The 19,782-nt window shown below is 69.5% G+C and carries 22 protein-coding genes; 14 read left to right on the plus strand and 8 right to left on the minus strand.

The window, feature by feature from the left end:
- Nucleotides 1-349 (plus strand): hypothetical protein (locus tag VGH85_03210; protein HEY2172800.1); only part of this gene is annotated, 349 nt, incomplete at its 5' end.
- Here VGH85_03210 and VGH85_03215 read toward each other — a convergent pair.
- A complete protein-coding gene (locus VGH85_03215) occupies nucleotides 350-1,249 on the minus strand; it encodes a DUF559 domain-containing protein (GenBank protein ID HEY2172801.1) in 900 nt (299 codons plus the stop codon).
- 201 nt (nucleotides 1,250-1,450) lie between these two features.
- Between VGH85_03215 and VGH85_03220 the strand changes: the two genes are divergently transcribed.
- Nucleotides 1,451-2,821 (plus strand): TrpB-like pyridoxal phosphate-dependent enzyme, encoded by a 1,371-nt coding sequence (locus VGH85_03220; GenBank protein HEY2172802.1) that lies wholly within the window; start codon nucleotides 1,451-1,453, stop codon nucleotides 2,819-2,821.
- A gap of 51 nt (nucleotides 2,822-2,872) precedes the next feature.
- Nucleotides 2,873-3,787, plus strand: coding sequence for a lipoyl synthase (gene lipA, locus VGH85_03225; protein ID HEY2172803.1), 915 nt, complete (start codon nucleotides 2,873-2,875; stop codon nucleotides 3,785-3,787).
- 18 nt (nucleotides 3,788-3,805) lie between these two features.
- Here lipA and VGH85_03230 read toward each other — a convergent pair whose 3' ends face one another.
- Complete coding sequence (locus VGH85_03230; GenBank protein HEY2172804.1) at nucleotides 3,806-5,398, minus strand: ABC transporter permease; 1,593 nt, start codon at nucleotides 5,396-5,398, stop codon at nucleotides 3,806-3,808.
- Nucleotides 5,395-6,285 (minus strand): ABC transporter ATP-binding protein, encoded by an 891-nt coding sequence (locus tag VGH85_03235; protein ID HEY2172805.1) that lies wholly within the window; start codon nucleotides 6,283-6,285, stop codon nucleotides 5,395-5,397. Before VGH85_03235 ends, VGH85_03230 begins: the two co-directional genes overlap by 4 nt.
- A gap of 63 nt (nucleotides 6,286-6,348) precedes the next feature.
- Between VGH85_03235 and VGH85_03240 the strand changes: the two genes are divergently transcribed.
- The 3 genes from VGH85_03240 to VGH85_03250 all read left to right on the plus strand — a co-directional run bounded on the left by VGH85_03240 (nucleotide 6,349) and on the right by VGH85_03250 (nucleotide 8,388).
- A complete protein-coding gene (locus VGH85_03240; GenBank protein HEY2172806.1) occupies nucleotides 6,349-6,840 on the plus strand; it encodes a MarR family transcriptional regulator in 492 nt (163 codons plus the stop codon).
- A 73-nt stretch (nucleotides 6,841-6,913) separates the two neighbouring features.
- Nucleotides 6,914-7,531 (plus strand): hypothetical protein, encoded by a 618-nt coding sequence (locus VGH85_03245; protein ID HEY2172807.1) that lies wholly within the window; start codon nucleotides 6,914-6,916, stop codon nucleotides 7,529-7,531.
- Nucleotides 7,532-7,620: 89 nt separating this feature from the next.
- The gene (locus VGH85_03250; GenBank protein HEY2172808.1) at nucleotides 7,621-8,388 is read left to right on the plus strand and encodes a DUF4191 domain-containing protein; all 768 of its coding nucleotides are present in this window, start codon (nucleotides 7,621-7,623) and stop codon (nucleotides 8,386-8,388) included.
- 4 nt (nucleotides 8,389-8,392) lie between these two features.
- On the opposite strand, the gene VGH85_03255 is transcribed toward VGH85_03250, so the two are convergent.
- On the minus strand, nucleotides 8,393-8,803 hold the full coding sequence (locus tag VGH85_03255; GenBank protein ID HEY2172809.1) for an RDD family protein: 411 nt from the start codon (nucleotides 8,801-8,803) through the stop codon (nucleotides 8,393-8,395).
- 127 nt (nucleotides 8,804-8,930) lie between these two features.
- Between VGH85_03255 and glnA the strand changes: the two genes are divergently transcribed.
- A complete protein-coding gene (gene glnA, locus VGH85_03260; protein ID HEY2172810.1) occupies nucleotides 8,931-10,355 on the plus strand; it encodes a type I glutamate--ammonia ligase in 1,425 nt (474 codons plus the stop codon).
- 13 nt (nucleotides 10,356-10,368) lie between these two features.
- Here glnA and VGH85_03265 read toward each other — a convergent pair whose 3' ends face one another.
- Nucleotides 10,369-10,650, minus strand: coding sequence for a dihydrofolate reductase family protein (locus tag VGH85_03265; protein ID HEY2172811.1), 282 nt, complete (start codon nucleotides 10,648-10,650; stop codon nucleotides 10,369-10,371).
- A 392-nt stretch (nucleotides 10,651-11,042) separates the two neighbouring features.
- Between VGH85_03265 and VGH85_03270 the strand changes: the two genes are divergently transcribed.
- Nucleotides 11,043-11,852: a trypsin-like peptidase domain-containing protein gene (locus VGH85_03270; GenBank protein ID HEY2172812.1), complete on the plus strand. Its 810-nt coding sequence runs from the start codon at nucleotides 11,043-11,045 to the stop codon at nucleotides 11,850-11,852.
- Between the two features lies 1 nt (nucleotide 11,853).
- On the opposite strand, the gene VGH85_03275 is transcribed toward VGH85_03270, so the two are convergent.
- Both VGH85_03275 and VGH85_03280 read right to left on the minus strand, forming a co-directional pair.
- The gene (locus VGH85_03275) at nucleotides 11,854-13,020 is read right to left on the minus strand and encodes a M20 family metallopeptidase (protein HEY2172813.1); all 1,167 of its coding nucleotides are present in this window, start codon (nucleotides 13,018-13,020) and stop codon (nucleotides 11,854-11,856) included.
- Nucleotides 13,017-13,919 carry a polysaccharide deacetylase gene (locus VGH85_03280; protein ID HEY2172814.1) on the minus strand — a complete coding sequence of 301 codons (903 nt, stop codon included), beginning with the start codon at nucleotides 13,917-13,919 and terminating at the stop codon, nucleotides 13,017-13,019. Before VGH85_03280 ends, VGH85_03275 begins: the two co-directional genes overlap by 4 nt.
- A gap of 243 nt (nucleotides 13,920-14,162) precedes the next feature.
- Here VGH85_03280 and VGH85_03285 point away from each other — a divergent pair, with 243 nt between their 5' ends.
- Nucleotides 14,163-14,762: a hypothetical protein gene (locus VGH85_03285; protein ID HEY2172815.1), complete on the plus strand. Its 600-nt coding sequence runs from the start codon at nucleotides 14,163-14,165 to the stop codon at nucleotides 14,760-14,762.
- Here VGH85_03285 and VGH85_03290 read toward each other — a convergent pair.
- Entirely contained in the window at nucleotides 14,741-15,688 is a 948-nt protein-coding gene (locus VGH85_03290; GenBank protein ID HEY2172816.1) for a TauD/TfdA family dioxygenase, read from the minus strand. The two genes, VGH85_03285 and VGH85_03290, sit on opposite strands and share 22 nt — an antisense overlap.
- Nucleotides 15,689-15,916: 228 nt before the next feature.
- Here VGH85_03290 and VGH85_03295 point away from each other — a divergent pair, with 228 nt between their 5' ends.
- The 5 genes from VGH85_03295 (at nucleotide 15,917) to VGH85_03315 (ending at nucleotide 19,637) form a co-directional block, all read left to right on the plus strand.
- A complete protein-coding gene (locus VGH85_03295; protein ID HEY2172817.1) occupies nucleotides 15,917-17,170 on the plus strand; it encodes an anion permease in 1,254 nt (417 codons plus the stop codon).
- 101 nt (nucleotides 17,171-17,271) lie between these two features.
- Nucleotides 17,272-17,400 carry a hypothetical protein gene (locus VGH85_03300; protein HEY2172818.1) on the plus strand — a complete coding sequence of 43 codons (129 nt, stop codon included), beginning with the start codon at nucleotides 17,272-17,274 and terminating at the stop codon, nucleotides 17,398-17,400.
- Nucleotides 17,397-17,612: a hypothetical protein gene (locus VGH85_03305; GenBank protein HEY2172819.1), complete on the plus strand. Its 216-nt coding sequence runs from the start codon at nucleotides 17,397-17,399 to the stop codon at nucleotides 17,610-17,612. The genes VGH85_03300 and VGH85_03305 overlap by 4 nt, the downstream gene beginning before the upstream one ends.
- Nucleotides 17,613-17,691: 79 nt before the next feature.
- Complete coding sequence (locus VGH85_03310; GenBank protein ID HEY2172820.1) at nucleotides 17,692-19,311, plus strand: SpoIIE family protein phosphatase; 1,620 nt, start codon at nucleotides 17,692-17,694, stop codon at nucleotides 19,309-19,311.
- The gene (locus tag VGH85_03315; protein ID HEY2172821.1) at nucleotides 19,308-19,637 is read left to right on the plus strand and encodes an STAS domain-containing protein; all 330 of its coding nucleotides are present in this window, start codon (nucleotides 19,308-19,310) and stop codon (nucleotides 19,635-19,637) included. Before VGH85_03310 ends, VGH85_03315 begins: the two co-directional genes overlap by 4 nt.
- Nucleotides 19,638-19,782: the final 145 nt, after the last annotated feature.

A 19,782-nucleotide genomic window follows, 5' to 3' on the forward strand; every position in this document is an offset into this window, starting at 1 on the left:
CACCCGGGTCGACGGCCGCACCGGCGTGTGGGTCACCGCCGACGACCGCGGCCCGGATCGCAAGGTCGCCGCGATCGGCGTACGGGTCAGCAAGTGCGTGACGATGCACGGCTTCGCACTCAACTGCGACCCCGACCTCACCGAGTACGGCCGGATCGTGCCGTGCGGCATCACCGACGCCGGCGTGACATCCCTGTCCGCCGAACTCGGCCGTGACGTCTCCGTCGCCGCGGCGCAGGAGGCAGTCGTGCCCCGACTCCGCGGCCTGCTCGCCCCCGAACCCGCCCTCCTCCCCTCCCATGATCAAGAGGGGATTTCGACACGAAACGCCGTACGAATCCCCTCTTGATCATGGGAGATGGGGCGGCGGCTGCGGCACACAGAGGGCAGCGCGGAGGTCGTCGATCACACCGAGCGGATCGTCCCGCAGCCGTCGTACCGGAAACCGGAGCAGCGTGAAACCGGCCGCGTGAATGTGGTTCTGCCGCCGCAGATCCTGTTCCCAGGACGCCGCGTCGAGGTGCCACGCCATGCCGTCCACCTCGCCACCGACCCGTTGCTTCCGCCACAACGCATCGACGACGTAGCTGCCGGAAGCAGTGTGTACTGTGGCGTTCCACTCCGGCTCGGGTAGCCGAGCGCGGCGTATCAGCTGGAGAAACTCGGCTTCACCCGCCGACCTGGCGCCGGCCACGACCTCGTCGAGAGTGAGCCGGAGCCAGCGCGATCCGTTGGGTGGGGCGGAATCGACCTGCGCGCGCAGGTCGTCCACGTCGACGAGACGGCGTTGCACCGCGTCGGACACCATGGCGCGCACGTCACCACGAAGGGGCAGTCGGCAGGCGACGTCGACCAACGTTCGCGCGGCATCGGTGCACGGCAGCCCTACCCGCACGACGCAGACAACCGGGACCAACGCCTGGTGCACGACGACGAATCCGCTCGGTGGACGACGACAACCATGCGGCACCGTCACCTCTACGTCTCGTTCGACGATCCGTAGTCCGTGCAGGTGCGCCGCGCTGCGGTAGCTCAACACGGCACCCGGCCCGGCGTACGCAAGTCCCGCCCGCCACCGCTGCCGCGCCGACATGGGTCCCGAGTGCGCGACGAGGACACCGGGCAACACCCGCTGCCAGCGACCGGAACGCACCCGCGACCGCAACGTGCTCATGCTGAGGCCGGCATCGACCAGGTCGGCATAGCGCGCGACCTTCTCCCCCTGCCGCAGCACCGCCTCCCAGCCCACCGCAGAAGGATGCCGAAGATCACCGCGTGCGCACCGACGTCGTCCACACTCATGATCAAGAGGGGATTCGTACGGCGTTTCGCACCGGAAATCCCCTCTTGATCACCGGAGTCGGGCGACGGCGCGGACCAACGCGGGCCGACGCAGGCGGCGCGGACGGCTAGGGTCCTGGGAAGAGGCCGCCGGTTCCAGGAGATCGCCATGACCGAACCCACGAAGATCCTGCTCGACGAGTCGGAGATGCCGCGCCGCTGGTACAACCTGCTCGCCGACCTGCCCAGCCCGCTACCGCCGGTGCTGCATCCCGGCACCGGTCAGCCGGTCGGCCCGGACGACCTCGCGCCGCTGTTCCCGATGGACCTCATCGCCCAGGAGGTCACGACCGAGCGGTACGTCGATATCCCCGACGAGGTGCTCGACGTCTACCGGCTCTGGCGGCCGTCGCCGCTCTACCGCGCCCACCGCCTCGAGCGCGCCCTCGGTACGCCGGCGAAGATCTACTACAAGTACGAAGGCGTCAGCCCGGCCGGCTCACACAAGCCCAACACCGCCGTACCGCAGGCCTACTACAACGCCAAGGCCGGCGTACGACGGCTCACCACCGAGACCGGCGCCGGGCAGTGGGGCACCGCGCTCGCTTTCGCCTGCGCGCAGTTCGGCCTCGAGGCCGAGATCTGGCAGGTGCGGGCTTCCTACGACCAGAAGCCCTACCGCAAGATCATGATCGAAACGTTCGGCGGCACGATCCACCCGAGCCCGTCCGATCTCACCAACGCCGGGCGCGCGATCCTCGCCGAGCAGCCCGACTCCCCCGGCAGCCTGGGCATCGCGATCAGCGAGGCCGTCGAGGTGGCGGCGCAGAACCCGGACACCAACTACGCCCTCGGCAGCGTCCTCAACCACGTGCTGCTGCACCAGACCATCATCGGTGAGGAGGCGCTGCTGCAGTTCGCGAAGGTCGGCGTCACCCCCGACGTCATCGTCGGCTGCACCGGTGGTGGGTCCAACTTCGCCGGGCTGTCGTTCCCGTTCCTGCGGGAGAAGCTCGCCGGACGCATCGACCCGGTCATCCGCGCGGTCGAGCCGGCCGCCTGCCCGAGCCTCACCAAGGGCACCTACGCCTACGACTTCGGCGATGTCGCCGGCATGACCCCGCTGATGAAGATGCACACCCTCGGCCACGACTTCGTCCCCGATCCGATCCACGCCGGCGGCCTGCGCTACCACGGCATGTCCCCGCTGATCTCCCACATCGTCGAGCTGGGGCTGCTCGAGGCCACCGCGAAGACGCAGATCGAGTGCTTCACCGCCGGCGTCCAGTTCGCCCGCACCGAGGGCATCATCCCGGCCCCCGAGCCGACCCACGCCCTGGCCGCCTGCATCGAGGAGGCGCTGCGCTGCAAGGAGACCGGCGAGGAGAAGGTCATCCTCACGGCGCTGTGTGGCCACGGTCACCTCGACCTCCCGGCGTACGGCAGCTTCCTGGCCGGCGAGATGGTCGACCACCAGCTGTCCCAGTCCGACCTCGACGCCGCCCTGGCGCAGCTCCCGCAGGTGGCAGCCGCCCCATAGCCGCCGCGTACGCTGGGCAGCGTGACAGCTGTGGAGCCCGAAGGCCGACGCATGCTGCGTCTCGAGGTGCGCAACTCCGAGACGCCGATCGAGCGCAAGCCGCCGTGGATCAAGGTCAAGGCGCGCATGGGCCCGGAGTACACCGAGCTCAAGAGCCTGGTACGCCGTGAAGGCCTGCACACGGTCTGTGAAGAGGCCGGCTGCCCCAACATCTACGAATGCTGGGAAGACCGCGAGGCCACGTTCCTGATCGGCGGCGACCAGTGCACCCGGCGCTGCGACTTCTGCCAGATCGACACCGGCAAGCCGGATCCGCTCGACCGGGACGAGCCGCGCCGGGTCGCCGAGAGCGTGCAGGCGATGGGGCTGCGCTACGCCACCATCACCGGCGTCACCCGCGACGACCTGCCCGACGAGGGCGCCTGGCTCTACGCCGAGACGGTGCGCGCCATCCACGGGCTCAACCCGGGCACCGGCGTCGAGCTGCTCACCCCCGACTTCTCCGCCAAGCCCGACCTGCTCGCGCAGGTCTTCGACGCGGCGCCCGAGGTGTTCGCGCACAACGTCGAGACCGTGCCGCGCATCTTCCGCCGGATCCGCCCCGGCTTCCGCTACCAGCGGTCGCTGGACGTGATCCGCGCCGCCCGCGACGCCGGCCTCATCACCAAGTCCAACCTGATCCTCGGCATGGGCGAGGAGCGCGCCGAGGTGTCGCAGACGATGCAGGACCTCTACGACGCCGGCTGCGAGCTGCTCACCATCACCCAGTACCTCCGTCCCTCGTCGCGGCACCACCCGGTCGAGCGGTGGGTGAAGCCCGAGGAGTTCACCGAGCTGCGCGAGGAAGCCGACGAGATCGGGTTCGTCGGCGTGATGAGCGGGCCGCTGGTGCGGTCGTCGTACCGCGCCGGCCGGCTCTACCAGCAGGCCCTCGACAACCGCCGGGTGACGACGACCGCCGGCTGACCGTACGGCGGGTCGCCGTCAGGCGATGTCGCGACGGGCCGCGCCGGTCATCCCCACCGCGGTGAGAACCACCGCCACGATCACCAACGTCGCCAACGGCAGGACGACGACCGTGCTGCCGGGAAGCTTCGGCAGGTGGGTGAACGGCGACGCGTCCAGCGCCCAGCCGGGCAGGCGGAGCACCGGGCCGAGCTGGCCGAGGAGCAGGAAGACGCCGAGCAGCGCCCAGGCCGCCGCCGCGACCACGCGCGGCAGGACGCCGTACAGCAGCAGCACGGCGCCGGCGAGCACCCACACCGCAGGCAGCTGGATCACGGCTCCGGCCAGCACCCGCGGCAGCTGACCGGCGAGGTCGTGCGCGCGCACGCCGTGGGTGATTCCGGCGGCGAGACCGCCCGCGGCCAGCATCAGCGCGGATCCGGACACCGCGACGACGACGTGGCTCGCCACCCACCGGCTCCGCGAGACCGCGCCGGCCAACACGATCTCGGCCCGCTGCGCGCTCTCCTCCGACCGCAACCGCAGCAGCGACTGCACCACGAACGCGGCCGCAGCGATCCCGAGTATCCCCATCACGGTCGCGAGGAACGCGTCGATCAGGCCATGCCGGCCGCCCATCCGGACGATGATGTCCCGGGTGCCGGAGCTGGAGTTCACCAAAGCGCCCACGCCGTCGGCGATCCCGCCGATGGCGGCGCCGTAGATGGCGAACCCCACCGTCCACGACACGACCGTGGCGCGCTGCAGCCGCCAGGCGAGGGCGAGCGGACTCGACAAGCGCCGATCCCCCACCGCCGGGCCCGGCCGGATCGGCACCAGGCCGGTGCCGACGTCGCGGCGGGCGGCGAGCCGGAACGCGACCGCAGTCAGTACGGCGCTCGCCGCGACCGGCACCGCGAGCACCCACCACCTGTCGTCGGCGTACGGCCGCACCTGCTGGGCCCAGCCGACCGGGGACAGCCAGCTCACCCACGACGGGCCGGCGTCGCCGATCGCCCGCAGCAGGTACGCCGCACCCAGCACGCTCATCGCCAGCGTGTTCGCGGCGCGGGCGCTCTCGCTGAGCTGCGCGGTCACCGCCGCGACGGCGGCAAAGACCAACGCGGTGCCCAACCAGGCGAGTCCGAACTCCACCGAGCCCGACCACGGCTGGCCCACCACGGTCAGCCCGATCATCGTCAGTACCGCGAGAGTCAGCTGCGCCACGGCGGCGATCAGCAGTCCGCCCGCGAGCGGTGCCCCGCGACCCACGGCGCCGGAGGACACCAGCTCGAGGCGGCCGGACTCCTCGTCGGCGCGGGTATGGCGCACCACGAGCAGCACGCTCAGGATCGACGCGAGCGTCGCGCCGATGCCGACGAAGCGCCACGCGGTGAGACCGCCGACCGTGCCCGACGAGTAGACGTGGCCGTACAGCGCGAGGGTCGATCCGTTGGACCGCACGCCGGCGGCGAACTCCAACCGCGACGCGAGCGTCTTGTAGAGGCCGCGGTAGCTGAACGCCGTACCGATCGCCGACGCGGCCAGAGCGTAGACCCAGATCGGAATCATGAAGCGGTCCCGCCGCAGCCCGATCTTCATCAGCTGCGTCGTACCGGTGAACGCGCTCATCGCGAATCTGCCTCGTAATGCCGCCGGAACAGCTCCTCGAGCGTCGGCGGCTGGGCGGTCAACATCCGGACCCCGAGGGGGACCAGCTCCGACAGCGCGCCGCCGATGTCGGCCGTGTCGACCTCGAACTGCGCGCGATGGCCGTCGATCTGCAGCCCGTGCACCCCATCGATCTTGGAGACGACGTTCGGGTCGCCATCCACCTCGACGGTGACCGACGTACGCGTCAGATGCCGCATGTCGGCGAGGCTGCCACTCTCGACCGTGCGTCCGGCCCGGATGATGCTGACCCGATCGCAGAGCACCTCGACCTCGGCGAGGATGTGACTCGACAGCAGGACGGTGCGCCCGCGTCGCCGCTCATCCACGATGCACTCGCGGAAGACCTCCTCCATCAGCGGATCCAGGCCCGACGTCGGCTCGTCGAGGATGAGCAGTTCGACGTCGGAGGCGAGCGCGGCGACCAGGGCGACCTTCTGACGGTTGCCTTTCGAGTACGCGCGCACCCGCTTCGTCGGGTCGAGATTCATCCGCTCGAGCAGGTCGGCCCGTCGCGCGGGATCCAGCCCGCCGCGCAGCCGGCCGAGCAAATCGATCGTCTCCCCGCCGGACAGGTTCGGCCACAGCGTCACGTCGCCGGGAACGTAGGCGAGCCGCCGGTGCAGGTCGACCGCGTCCCGCCAGGGGTCGCCGCCGAGCAGAGTCACCCCACCCGCGTCGGCGCGCTGCAGTCCGAGCAGGACCCGGATCGTCGTCGACTTCCCGGCGCCGTTGGGGCCGAGAAATCCGTGTACCTCACCCGTCGCCACCGAGAGGTCCAGGCCGTCCAGCGCCCGGACGTGCCCGAACGACTTGACCAGTCCAGAGACGGCGATCGCGTCACCCATGAGATCGACGGTACTCAACATTCATAATATTGTGAAGTTACTTGATGTACTAATGTGAGCCACGTGACGAAGACCCCGCGATCCGCTGCCCCGGCCCGGGACGAGGCCGGAGTCGGCCGGTTCATCGAACGCTTCTCCAGTGCCATGGCCGAGGCGGGGATGCCGCGGATGCCGGCCCGGGTGTTCGCCGCACTACTCATCGATGACGACGGGGCCCGCACCTCGGCCGAGCTCGCCGAGCAGCTGGAGGTCAGTCCCGCCGCCATCTCCGGGGCGGTGCACTACCTGGTCCAGGTCGGGTTGGTCGCGCGCGGGCGCCAACCCGGCAGCCGTCGCGACGTCTACCGCCTCTACAGCGACGTCTGGTACGAGGTCTTCGCCCGGCAGGATCAGCGCTACGCCCGGTGGATCGACAGCATGCGTGACGGCATCTCCGCGGTCGGGCCGCAGACACCTGCCGGGCGGCGGCTGGGCGAGACGATGGGCTTCTTCGACTACCTCCGCACGGAGCTGCCTGGGCTCATCGAGCGGTGGCACGAGCAGAACGCCGGTTGAACCGGCGCAAAGACCCCGCAACCGGCCCCTCATCCGCCACACTGGCATCAGCGGAACGACCTCGGGGGCGGGCATGTCGATCCTGCGTCGGCACACGGTGTCACGGCTGTTACGTCCGGCGCGATATCTGTGCTGGTGGCACAACCCCATGCACCGGCGTGCGGACGGCGTCGAGAGCCTCATCGCCAGCTTTCTGCTGATCCTCTTTCTCGCCGCCATGCCGCTCGCCGCGTCGGTGGCCAGCTCCCTCTACGTGCACGGCCTCGCCGACGCCTCGCAGACGCGGGTCGGCGGGCATTGGGTGACCGCGAAGCTGCTGCAGGACGCCCGGGTCCCGGCGACGGTCGGGCAGGCCGACGACCCCGCGGCGGGGCCGCGGGAGCAGGCCCGATGGACCGGTGCGGACGGCAAGGTCCACCTCGGCAAGGTTCAGGCGATGCCCGGAGACCGCGCGGGCGACGCGGTGCGGGTCTGGCTCGACGCCGCGGGCCGGCCGAGCATGCCACCCGCGTCGTCGGGCGCGATCTTCGCGATCGCCGTATCGGCCGGCGTCGGCCTGATGGTCGCGGTCACCTGTGTGCTCGAGATCGTCCGGCGCAGCAGTCGGTGGCTGCTGGATCGGCGCCGGATCCAGGGCTGGGAGACCGAGTGGCAGTCCATCGGGCCGCAGTGGGACCGCCACGCCGGATAACGAGAACTCACCCGCGCACCCCGCACATTCGGCTAGTGGGGTCTCGACCGGTCACACGACGATCGCCGTAGCGCCCTATCCTTGCTGGCATGGCCAGGCAACCGAAGGGCGCGAAGCCCGACTCGACGAGTGGGGATGGCAACCGGGGCGGCAAATCGGGCAAGGCCGGCGGTGAATCGGTCGGACGGATGGAGCGCCTGCGCCAGATCCGTACGGCGTTCTCGATCACCCGCAAGCGGGACAAGCGCCTGATCCCCTACATGCTGGTCACCTTCGTGGTGGTCGCCGGCCTGATCGAACTCGCCGGCTTCCTGGTCCATCACACCCTGCTCTACATCGTCCCGGCGGTGCTGATCGGCGCCCTGTCCGCGATGATGATCTTCGGTCGGCGGGCTCAGCGGGCGGCGTACACCCAGGTCGAAGGTCAGCCGGGTGCGGCCGCCTGGGTGCTGCAGAGCATGCGCGGCGACTGGCGGACCAGCCCGTCGGTGGCCGGCAACGCGCAGCTCGACACCGTCCACCGGGTGATCGGCAAGCCCGGCGTCGTCCTGATCGCCGAAGGCTCGCCGCTGCGGGTGCGCAGCCTGCTCGCGCAGGAGAAGCGCCGGGTCGCCCGGGTCGCCGGCGACACCCCGATCTACGACATCATCGTCGGCGACGAGGCGGAGCAGGTGCCGCTCAAGCGGCTGTCCTCCTACCTGGTCAAGCTGCCGCGCAACATCAACACCAAGCAGATCGGTGCCCTCGAAAAGCGGCTGCAGGCGCTCGGCGGCGGCAAGGCGGCCGGCATGCCCAAGGGTCCGGTGCCGCCCCGCGCCCAGCGCAACATCAACGAACGGTCGATCCGGCGGCGCTAGCCGCTCAGGACCGCACCACCGCGGTCCCCGCGAGGCGGTCGTGCACCCCGCGCCCGTCGGCGTCGGTGATGATCGCCGGGACGATCAGCATCAGCATCACCGTGCGTACGACGGCCCGCGGCAGCCCGATCCGGGCCGGCCCGTCGGCCCCGTCGACCCGCACGAGCCGGACTCCCACGACCCGCATGCCCGGCGTCTGGGCGAAGAAAGCGCCGAACAGGATGTATTCGGCCGCAAACACGATCAAACTGACGTTGCCCGGAAGGTGCGGCGCCGTGAACAGTCCGGCGACCAACGCGGACAGGACCGCGTCGATCACGAATCCCACCAGCCGGGACCCGGTCGACGCGAGCGACCCGGTCCCCTCCGGGGGCAGCCCGAGCCGCTGACCCCGATAACCGGCAGGCAGCGTCACGACCCGAGCGTAACCGCCGGATAAGCTTGCGCGAGCGGCGGCGTAACGCGTCGGAAACACCCGGGACATGACCGGGCAACGCGTCCCGCCTATGGTCAAGGGACCGATCACTGCCACCGGAGGACGGATGTTCACCAACCCCGACGAGGTGCTGCGTTACATCGAGCGCGAGGAGATCGCGTTCGTCGACGTACGGTTCTGCGACCTGCCCGGCGTCATGCAGCACTTCACGGTCCCGGCCAGCAGCGTGTCGGAGGACACGTTCAGCGACGGCTTGGCCTTCGACGGCTCGTCGATCCGGGGCTTCCAGGAGATCCACGAGTCGGACATGCTGCTGCTGCCCGACGCGAAGTCAGCGGTCGTAGACCCGTTCCGGGCCGAGAAGACGCTCAACATCAACTTCTTCATCCACGACCCGCTGACCCGCGAGGCCTACAGCCGCGACCCGCGCAACGTCGCGAAGAAGGCCGAGGACTACCTCGCCGGCCTGGGCATCGCCGACACCGCCTACTTCGGGCCCGAGGCCGAGTTCTACGTCTTCGACTCGGTCCGCTACGACACGGCGACCAACGAGGGCTACTACCACATCGACTCCGAAGCCGGCTCGTGGAACACCGGCCGCGAGGAGGAGGGCGGCAACCGGGGCTACAAGGTGCGGCCCAAGGGTGGCTACTTCCCGGTGCCGCCGTACGACCACTTCGCCGATCTGCGCGATGAGATGGTTGTGGCGTTGCAGGGCGTGGGCCTGGAGATCGAGCGGGCGCACCACGAGGTCGGCACCGCTGGACAGGCCGAGATCAATTACAAGTTCGACACCCTGCTGCGCGGTGCCGACTCGCTGATGCTCTTCAAGTACATCGTGAAGAACGTCGCCTGGCGCAACGGCAAGACCGCGACCTTCATGCCCAAGCCGCTCTTCGGCGACAACGGCTCCGGGATGCACTGCCACCAGAGCCTGTGGAAGGACGGCAGCCCGCTCTTCTACGACGAGATCGGCTACGGCGGCCTGTCCGACACCGCGCGCCACTACATCGGCGGCCTGCTCAGCCACGCACCGTCGCTGTTGGCGTTCACCAACCCGACCACGAACTCCTATCACCGCCTGGTGCCCGGCTACGAGGCCCCGATCAACCTCGTCTACTCGCAGCGCAACCGGTCGGCCTGCTGCCGCATCCCGATCACCGGCGCCAACCCGAAGGCCAAGCGGGTGGAGTTCCGGGTGCCCGACCCCTCGTGCAACCCCTATCTCGCCTTCTCCGCGATGCTGATGGCCGGCCTCGACGGGATCAAGAACAAGGTCGAGCCGCCGGAGCCGATCGACAAGGACCTCTACGAGCTGCCGCCGGAAGAGGCGCTGTCGGTGGCGCAGGTTCCCGCGTCACTCGACGCGGTCCTGACCAACCTCGAGGACGACCACGAGTACCTCCTCGAGGGCGGTGTCTTCACCCCGGACCTGATCGGCACCTGGATCGACTACAAGCGCACCAACGAGATCGACCCGATCCGGCTCCGGCCGCACCCGCACGAGTTCGCGATGTACTACGACATCTAGTCGTACGTGGTCACTATCGGATGACGCCGTAGTCGACGAGCAGATGGCCAGTCGGTGACGCCGTGCTTGAGATCGACTCGAGCCGAATCGGCGGCAAGCCGTCGAGTAGCCTCCGCCCGCTGCCCGCGATCGTCGGTGCGATCACCAACCTGAGCTCGTCGACGGCGCCCGCGGCTAGCAGTGCCTGGGCGACCGAGATGCTTGCATGCACGCCGATGTCGGCTCCGGGTTGGTTCCTCAGCTCCCGCACGAACTCGACCAGTTCGCCGTCGACCGCGAGCTCTAGCGCCGACATCGTGCGTCCTACTCGCACAATCAGACACCGGATGCGAGTACGGCGCACGATGATGGCGACCACCCGGCCGACCGATAGCCTCGACCCTCGACCCGCCCCCGCACCGAACATCGGACGCGCTACTCGCAAAATCCGGCTCCGGATGCGAGTACAGCGTCCGATGATGGCCACAACCCGGCCCGTCCCCGGCGGAGAAGCCGTCGCCGGCCGACATCGTGCGTCCTACTCGCACAATCAGGCCTGGGACGCGAGTACAGCGTCCGATGATGGCCACAACCCGACCGGCGTAACCGGCTGGGCGCCGGCCTTGCCACGGCCCGATCTCCGGATAGGCTCTCCACGGCCCACTCGGGGGCTTGAGGCGGTCGAGGACTTCGGATCGGAGAACGGCGATGCGCAAGCGCCCCTTCATCGTGGCGGTGCTCGCCGCCACGGCGTCGCTGCTGGCGACCACGCTGTTGACGGCGCCCGTGGCAGCAGCCGATCCGCCCGCACCACCCGGTACGCCGACGGCACAGACGTTCAGCGGTACCCCGACGGTGGGCCCGTTGTTCCAAAGCGGACTCACCCACCGGCACGGCTGCACGGCGAGCGTGATCAGCAGTCCGCGCCGTGACCTCATTCTGACCGCTGCGCACTGTGTCTCCGGCACCGCGGCCGGGTGGCAGTTCGCCCCGGGTTACGACGCCGGCAAGACGCCCTACGGCGTATGGACCGTCACCCACGCATACGTCGATCCGTCCTGGATCTCCGCGCAGGACCCGCAGCACGACTACGCCATCCTGCAGGTCGCCGACCAGCAGCGCGGCCGCCACCTCGTCGGGGTGCAGCAGGTCACCGGGGCCAACCGACTCTGGTTCGCCCCGCGACCCGGTCAGCGGGTCACCGACATTGCCTACAATTCCGGCATCAACGACCAGCCGATCCGCTGCACCGTCCCGACCTATCTCACGTCGGGATACCCGTCCTTCAACTGCCACGGGTACGTCGGCGGCAGCAGCGGCAGTCCGTGGCTCGCCACCGTTCCCGGCACCCGGATCACGCTGGTCAAGGGTGTGATCGGCGGCCTGCACCAGGGCGGCTGCTTCGAGTACACCTCGTACTCGTCGGCGTTCAACCGCGACACCTACCGGCTATGGCTGCGGGCCTCGATCGGACTGCAGCCCGACGTCGTGCCCCAGGCCGGCGGCGACGGCTGCTGACTCAACCGCGCGACGAAAGCAGCGCAGCCGTGAGCGTCGCGCGGTAGACCATGCCGGACACGGTCGCGTGCTCGCTGCGAGCGTGGGCTCCGTCGCCGACCGCGCCCAGCCCGTCCAGGACCGGTCGGCCGAGCGCCGCGGCGAAGTTCCCGTCACTCGCCCCGCCCACCGACACCTCCCGCAGGTCGAACCCGAGATCGGCGGCCAGGGAGCGGGCCCGCTCGTAGAGCGCCGCTGTACCGGCGCTGCGGGCCATGACCGGACGGTTCCATCCCCCGTCGATCCGCACCTGCACCCGCGGATCTGCCGGTCGCCAACCGTGCAGGGCGTGCTCGACCCGGTCGCTCTCGGTCTGGACCGCGACCCGGATGTCGACGCCCGCGATCGCCTGGCCCGCGGTCACATTACGGCGGGTGCCACCGTGCACGAGGCCGACGTTGGCGGTCGTGCCGGCCTCGAGATCGGTGAGGGCGTGGACGTCGTCGACGAGCGCGGCCAGTGCGGTGATCGCACTTGCACCGGCTGTGGGGTCGAGGCCCGCGTGTGCCTCGACGCCGGTCAGCGTGACGTCGAAGATCCCGACACCCTTGCGGGCCGTCTTGACTGCGCCACCGGCGCTCGCCTCGAAGACGAGGACCTCGGTCGCATCGCGGCAGGCGTCCTCGATCACCGGCCGGGAGGACAGGCTGCCGATCTCCTCGTCGCCGTTGAGCACCAGGCGCAGCGCCGGACGGGGCAGACCCAGCGCGGAAAGCGCCTGGACGGCCCACACCGCCTGGACGAGCCCCGCCTTCATGTCGAAGACCCCCGGCCCGCGGATCGTGTCGTCGCTGACCGAGAACGGGATGGCCGCCAGTGTCCCGACGGGCCACACGGTGTCGTAGTGCGCGAGCATCGCCACGGTCACCCCGCCGACACCGTCCGCGTCGAAGTCCAGGACCACCGTGTCGCCGTGCTCTCCCCCACCGTGGGTCGTCGCCGACGACGCCGGTCCGAGTCGGTCGGTCACCCACGCGGTGACCCACTCCCGTCCGCGGCGCAGCGCGTCGACGTCGTCGCTCGGGGTCTCGATGCCGACGTACTCGCGAAGATCGTCGAGCATGTCGGCGGTGTGCTCGGCGATCCAGTCCGTCACCTTGCCGCTGGTCGCCGAAGCATCCCCGCTCACGCGGGCAACTGCTCGGCCGCGAGTTGGGTCCGGACCTGGGTGGCGAGCTGGGCATGGGTGGCGAACCACGCGTCGCCGAAACCGGTTATGTAGGTCATCAGTTCGGACAGTATGACCATGCGCGAGCGGTGCCCGATGACGTGCGGGTGCATCGTCAGCTGGAACAGTCCGCCGGCCGCCCGCGCGGCGTCGAACTCGTCCTGCCAGAGTCGGAGCACGTCGCGCGGTGCGGTGTAGGGCCGCGACGAGGTGTGCCTATCCATCGTGAAGTACGGGGCGTCGTCGCGGATCCACTCGACCGGCACCTCGACGACCCCGGTCGGCGTGCCGTTCGACACCAGTTCGTAGCAGTCGTCGTCGGCCATCAACGACGAGTCGTAGCGCAGGCCCGCTTTGACGATGATGTCCAGGGTCGCGTCGGAGAAGTCCCAGGACGGCGTACGCACGCCGACCGGGCGGACCCCCGTCACCTGCTCGAGGGCGTCCAACGAGCGCACGAAGAGGTCCGCCTCGTCCGACGGCGAGAGCAAGATGTTCCGTTCGTGGATCCAGCCGTGCGCCGCGACCTCATGCCCGGCCGAGATGTAGTCCCGGGCCTCGGCCGGGTGCAGCAGGGCGGAGACCGCCGGCATGAAGAAGGTGGCCGGTACGCCGTACCGGCCGAGCGCCGCGAGGATCCGGGGTGCTGCGACCCGCGAGCCGTATTCGCCCTGGGAAAGCTTGCCGGGCCGGGTTTCCCCTTCCCGCAAGGGAATCGTCTCGTGGTCGGAGTCGAATGACAACGCAACGGCCACCCGCGCACCACCGGGCCAGGCCGGCGCCAGCCGGCGGCCCGCCCGCACGCGGTCGACGTGCGCCCGCCAGATCGGTTCGTCCCACTGCCACGGCTCGGTCGTCATCCCTGCTCGTCTCCGTCCATCCGGGGGCCCGGGTAAGCCTCCGGCCACGCCCACCGCCCCGTCAACACCCGCGCGCCACCGTCGCAGGACCGTCCCTCCCGCCCATCTCCCCATGATCAAGAGGGGATTCGTACGGCGTTTCGTGTCGGAATCCCCTCTTGATCACGGGGTGATGGAGCGGGGGGCAAGTGGGCGGGGCGCATCCGGGGCGCATCCGGGGCCGCACGGTGGCACCCTGTCCCGATGCACTACTGCCAGGTCTGCGTGGAGCCCGTGATCATGATGTCCGAGCCGCCGCTGGCGCGATGCCCCCAGTGCGGGTCGACCGAACGGGCCCGCACCGCTCCTGTCTTCTTGGTGACCGGCGCCTCAGGTTCCGGGAAGACCACGATCTTCCCGTACCTGGTGGATGCCCTGCCCGAGTACGGCGTCTTCGACGTCGACTGGTTGATCGACCCGGTCGGTCGCCTGTGTGGTGGCGAGACGATGGACTGGGTCAACTTCCGCGACACGTGGCTCGCGGTGGCACATGCCGTCGCGCAGGCGGGGCGTCCCACCGTCCTGCTCGGACCGTTCTCCCGCGCCCAGGTCGATCCGCTCCCGGCTCGCAAGTGGATCGGCCAGATCCACATCGCCGTACTCGACTGCGCCGATGACGTTCGCCGGGCGCGGTTGGAGGCGCGACCGGCGTGGCGGGAGCGCAATGTCGACGAGCACATCGAATTCGCCGGCCACCTACGGGCAGCGGGCGACATCGTCTTCAGCACCGAGAAGGGCGGGCCGGACGACGTCGCCCGCGACGTGGCCTCCTGGGTCCGTGCTCAGGCGGCCGACCGCGCGTAGTTGCTCGAGTCGCCCTTGATGACGACGCTGGTGTCACCGTTGATGCCGACCGGAATGTCGCCGGCGATGGTGATGCGGTGCAGCAGCCGCGGCAGGTCGTCGTAATCGGCGACGGCGTAGTGCTGGGTGGCCCGGTTGTCCCAGATCGCGATGTCGCCCGGCCGCCAGTTCCACCGGACGGTGTTCTCCAGCCGGGTGATGTGGCGCTGCAGCAGGCCGAAGAGATCCTGGAAGTCGGTGCTGCTCAGCCCGACGAATGACCGCACGAAGTGGCCGAGCAGCAACGACGGCTCACCGGTCTCCGGGTGGATCCGCACGACGGGGTGTTCGGTGATGAACTCCTGGTGCCGGAACGCGTCGCGGTATTCCTGCTCCTTGACGTCGATCCCGCCGACCTGGGGCCGCTCGGCCGCGTAGTCGTAGACATTCGAGTGCACCGCGCGCAGCGATCCGACGAGGGCGCTCAGGGCTGGATGCAGCCGCTGGTACGCCGCAACCGTGTTGGCCCACACCGTGGAGCCGCCGTAGGGCGGGAGGCTGATCGCCCGCAGGATGCTGATGGCCGGAGCCCGGTCGACGAAGGTCACGTCGGTGTGCCAGCTGTTGGCCTTGCTGTAGTCGGAGTCGATGGGCAGCACCGCGTCACCGTCGCCGCTGACCGTCGGGTGCGGCTTGGTGACGGTGCCGAGTTGTTCGGCGAACGAACGCTGGTCTGCGTCGGTGGCATGCAGCTGGTCGCGCAGGAACACGACCTTGTGCCGGAGCAACGCGGACCGGAACTCGGCGACCGACGCCGGGTCGAGGCCGGGGCCGATGGCCAGGCCGCTCACGACCGCGCCGATGGATCCGCCCACCTTCTGCACGTCGATCCGCTCGTAGCCCGTCTCGGTGCCGAGCTCGGAGGGGTCTTCCCTCAGCTGGGTCATGCGGTTCCTCCCATAGGCGCGTACCTGACGTCATACCCAGACAACCTTTCATCCCGGAAGACCGCAATGTCAAGTAAGCCGACCGGTCTAGTCGGAGATTAGCTTCCGAGTCTCCGCGCCGCGCTCGCTCGGCCGCCACCTTCAGTTCGCCTGCTGTTCACCGACATTGGCTTGGCTCCGTCCGTGCCGGCCCTCAGTGCCGGTTTCGTCGGCGGAAGGAGGCCTGCAGTGAGCGTGACGACTGTCAGCGTCGTCGGGTTGGTGATCCTGGCGCTGCTGTTCGACTACACGAACGGGTTCCACGACTCGGCAAACTCCATCTCGACCATCGTGGCCACGCGGGTGCTCCGGCCCCGGCTCGCGGTGCTGTGGGCGGCGGCGTTCAACTTCGTCGCGTTCATGGTCTTCGGTACGGCGGTGGCCAACACGGTCGCGTCGACGGTGAAGTCGCAGTACTTCGGACTCGCCGTGGTCTTCTCCGCCCTGCTCGGCGCGATCATCTGGAACTACCTGTCCTGGTGGCGTGGGCTGCCCACGTCGTCCTCGCACGCTCTGGTCGGCGGTCTCGTCGGAGCGGGTCTCGCCTCCGGCGGTATGGACGCGATCAAGGCGTCGAGCCTGGAGAAGACGGCCATCTTCATCGTGCTCAGCCCGGTGGTAGGGATGCTGCTCGGCGGCCTGGTGATGCTCGTGCTGCGGGCGGCCTTCGGGCGCCGCGACGTCGGCCGGACGGAGCGCGGCTTCCGGACACTGCAGCTGGCCAGCTCCGCCGCGGTCTCGCTCGGGCACGGCGCGAACGACGCGCAGAAGACGATGGGCGTCATCGCCGGTCTCCTGGTCGCCACCGGACACCTGGCGAAATCGGCCGGTTCGACGCTGCACATTCCGATCTGGGTCGCCCTCGTCGCCGAGTCCGCCATCGCGCTCGGCACGCTCTCCGGCGGCTGGCGGATCGTCCGGACAATGGGCCTGAAGATCACGCAACTACGACCGGTCAGCGGCTTCGCCGCGGAGGTGTCCGCCGCTGTCGCGCTGTTCGGTTCGACCGCGCTCGGCGCGCCGGTGTCCACCACCCATACGGTGGCCGGAGCGATCACCGGGGTGGGTACGACGAACCGGAAAACCACGGTGAACTGGGGAATTTTCGGTCGATTGATCATCGCGTGGGTGATCACGCTCCCCTTCGCCGGCGTCGTGGCCGCACTGATCTTCACGGTGACGACCATGGGCAACCATGTCGCCGCCGGCGTCGTCATGGGCTGTGTCGTCGCCGTTCTCGCCGTACTCCTGACCAATGCCATCCGGCGTGCGCCCAAGGCATCCGACGTCGCCGCCGACGTCGACCAGCTCGAGCACGAGATCCCGTTCCGCACGGGAGCCGGCACGGTCATCGCACACGGCGAAGAGCAGCCTGCCGGCGACCGCGCGGCCACCCAGGCGGGCAGCGAGCGGCACCGGGACCGGGCAGATGCGCCTCTCTAGCCAGGCTCGACGACTGCCCTCCCCGACGACGCGGGTGAAGTCTGTCGGAACGCTCGGAGAACACCACCGCGATGCCCCTGTCACCGCCGCAGACTGGACGTGTGACGATGTTCTGGCTCAGCATCTGCACGCCGCTGGTCCTGCTCACCTTCCTGCTCGGCATGCACCTGGTCGAGAGCCGCATCTTTCCGTCCGCGGACCCGGCGGACGGGGATAACGAGACGTCATGATCACTGAGGGTGGCTACCCCTACCAATGCCAGGCATCGACGCCGGCGGGACAACGATGCCCGGCGCAGACGACGACGGCGATGCTGACCGAGGATGTGCCGGATCTGATGCTCTGTGACGAGCACGCGACAATGGCGCAGGAGATGCTCGACGCCACCGCCGACCTCATGCGGCGTACCAAAGACCCGCGAAGGTCTTGGCCCGGCGCCTGACGGCGTCACAGTCCTCGATTCCCCGCCCGGAGCCGCCGTATCGGGCTGAACCGGGCCGGATCACGGCTAGCCTCTGACTATGCCAGCGGGCGCGGATACCGGCAGCGACGTCGGTTCGACCCATAGCCACCTGGGTGCATTCGCCGACCTCGGAATCGCCAGATTCGACATCGAGGACCTGCTGGTCGACCTGCTCGATCGGGTCCGCCAGGTGCTGAAAACCGACACGGCGGCGGTACTGCTGCTCGATTCGAGCGGGCGGCAGCTCGTCGCCACGGCCGCCAGCGGCCTCGAGGAGGAGGTCCGCCAGGGCGTCCGCATACCGGTCGGGGCGGGATTCGCCGGACGTATCGCGGCGCAGAAGAAGCCCGTCATTCTCGACGAGGTCGACGAGGGCACCGTGGTCAACCCGATCCTGCAGGAGATCGGGATCCAGGCTCTGCTCGGCGTCCCGTTGCTGGTGAAGGGGACGCTGATCGGGGTTCTGCACGTCGGAACGCTGACTCCGCGACAGTTCACCCCTGCCGATGTCGCCATGTTGGAGTCCGTCTCCGACTGGGTGGGTATCGCCGTCCGGGCGAGACTCTCCGAGGTCGACCGAGCGGCGGCGACGACATTGCAACGCAGCCTGCTGCAGAGCAGCCTGCCGGTGACACCGGGCGTCGAGTTCGCCGCCCGTTACATTCCGGCCGAGCAGGGCGTCGGCGGCGACTGGTACGACGTCTTCATACTGCCGTCCGGATGGCTGTGTGTGGCGATCGGTGACGTCGTGGGCCACGGGCTGGATGCGGCCGTGGCCATGATGCGGTTCCGTACCGCCCTGCGGTCCTACGCCATCGACAGCGGCGATCCGGCAGAAACGCTGGCGAAGGTCGATCGCGGTGGCCGGCAGTTCGTGCCGGAGACGATGGCGACGGTGCTCTACGCGATGATCGAGCCGTCGTTCGACCGGATGCACGTCTGCTCGGCCGGTCATCCCCCGCCGATGCTGGCGCTGCCCGGCGAGCCGGCGGTCCTGCTCGACGTCCCGATCGGGCCGCCACTGGGCGTGACGATCGAACCGCGCCGGAGGACGAGCACCGTCGACATACCACCCGGAGCGTTGCTCTGCTTCTATACCGACGGCCTGGTGGAACGTCGGAGTGCGCCCATCGACGAGGGACTGGAGCGCCTGCGGAGCGGTCTGGTGGCCGGGCCGGCCGAGGCGGCGTGTGCGTCGGTGATGGCCCGACTGGTCGGAACGAGTGCGCCCGCCGACGACATCGCCGTGCTCGTCGTACGCCGCCTGCCCACCGAGGAGATCGGAGGCCTCGACCTGCAGATGCCGGCCTCGCCGCGGGCACTTGCCCATATCCGCTCGGCGACCCGCCGCTGGCTCGACGCGGTGGGGATCCACGGCGACGGCGCCACGGATCTGCTCGTCGCCATAGGTGAGGCCTGCGCGAACACCGTCGAACACGCCTACGGGCCGCGCGGCGGGACGGTGCGGGTGCGGATCGAGTTGCAGCCGCCGGACGTCGTCGCCACCGTCAGCGACACCGGTCACTACCGACCGAGCCGCGGCAAGAACGGCGGCCGCGGAACGCTCCTGATGAAGGCCCTGACCGACGAGGTCACGATCGACCACGGCCCGCAGGGGACGGACATCACCCTGCGGTCCAGGTTGATGGCGCGGTCGACGACGGAGCCGTCGCCATGACCGAGTCCCCCGGCGCGGACGTCCAGGCCCGGATCCACGAGGGTGCGGTGCACATCACGCTGTCCGGCGAGATCGACCTGGCCAACGTCGAGGCGACCGAGAACAAGCTCCTGGACGCGATCACCGACGAGACGACCACGGTGGCCGTCGACCTCAGCCACGTCGACTACATCGACAGCACCGGTGTGCGCATCCTGTTCACGTTGGCGACCCGGTTGCGGGTGCTGCACATCCCGCTGGTGTTCATCGCCGCGTTGGATTCGCCGGTGCGACAGGTGGTCGCCCTGTCGGGGCTCGAGTCGGTCGCCCCGCTCCAATCACCGTGACGGCCAGGCTCTCATCGCCTGGTCGACCACAGCCGTCTGAGGCCCCGGTGATCGCCGCCGACCTCCGCGCCCGCCCCGCGGACAAAACCCACTACTAGTGGGTTGTGGTCCACGACACGCCGTACGAGCTGTCCAAAACCCACTA

It is taken from the genome of Mycobacteriales bacterium, assembly GCA_036497565.1.
GTDB lineage: Bacteria > Actinomycetota > Actinomycetes > Mycobacteriales > QHCD01 > DASXJE01.

What these genes read in the sequence shown, in the direction of transcription:
- VGH85_03220 (HEY2172802.1), top strand. Translation starts at nt 1,451, where the DNA reads ATGACCGAACCCACGAAGATCCTGCTCGACGAGTCGGAGATGCCGCGC.
- VGH85_03250 (HEY2172808.1), top strand. Translation starts at nt 7,621, where the DNA reads ATGGCCAGGCAACCGAAGGGCGCGAAGCCCGACTCGACGAGTGGGGAT.
- VGH85_03285 (HEY2172815.1), top strand. Translation starts at nt 14,163, where the DNA reads ATGCACTACTGCCAGGTCTGCGTGGAGCCCGTGATCATGATGTCCGAG.
- VGH85_03230 (HEY2172804.1), bottom strand. Translation starts at nt 5,398, where the DNA reads ATGAGCGCGTTCACCGGTACGACGCAGCTGATGAAGATCGGGCTGCGG.
- VGH85_03310 (HEY2172820.1), top strand. Translation starts at nt 17,692, where the DNA reads ATGCCAGCGGGCGCGGATACCGGCAGCGACGTCGGTTCGACCCATAGC.
- lipA (HEY2172803.1), top strand. Translation starts at nt 2,873, where the DNA reads ATGCTGCGTCTCGAGGTGCGCAACTCCGAGACGCCGATCGAGCGCAAG.
- VGH85_03290 (HEY2172816.1), bottom strand. Translation starts at nt 15,688, where the DNA reads ATGACCCAGCTGAGGGAAGACCCCTCCGAGCTCGGCACCGAGACGGGC.
- VGH85_03305 (HEY2172819.1), top strand. Translation starts at nt 17,397, where the DNA reads ATGATCACTGAGGGTGGCTACCCCTACCAATGCCAGGCATCGACGCCG.
- VGH85_03280 (HEY2172814.1), bottom strand. Translation starts at nt 13,919, where the DNA reads ATGACGACCGAGCCGTGGCAGTGGGACGAACCGATCTGGCGGGCGCAC.
- VGH85_03235 (HEY2172805.1), bottom strand. Translation starts at nt 6,285, where the DNA reads ATGGGTGACGCGATCGCCGTCTCTGGACTGGTCAAGTCGTTCGGGCAC.
- glnA (HEY2172810.1), top strand. Translation starts at nt 8,931, where the DNA reads ATGTTCACCAACCCCGACGAGGTGCTGCGTTACATCGAGCGCGAGGAG.
- VGH85_03315 (HEY2172821.1), top strand. Translation starts at nt 19,308, where the DNA reads ATGACCGAGTCCCCCGGCGCGGACGTCCAGGCCCGGATCCACGAGGGT.
- VGH85_03270 (HEY2172812.1), top strand. Translation starts at nt 11,043, where the DNA reads ATGCGCAAGCGCCCCTTCATCGTGGCGGTGCTCGCCGCCACGGCGTCG.
- VGH85_03245 (HEY2172807.1), top strand. Translation starts at nt 6,914, where the DNA reads ATGTCGATCCTGCGTCGGCACACGGTGTCACGGCTGTTACGTCCGGCG.
- VGH85_03265 (HEY2172811.1), bottom strand. Translation starts at nt 10,650, where the DNA reads ATGTCGGCGCTAGAGCTCGCGGTCGACGGCGAACTGGTCGAGTTCGTG.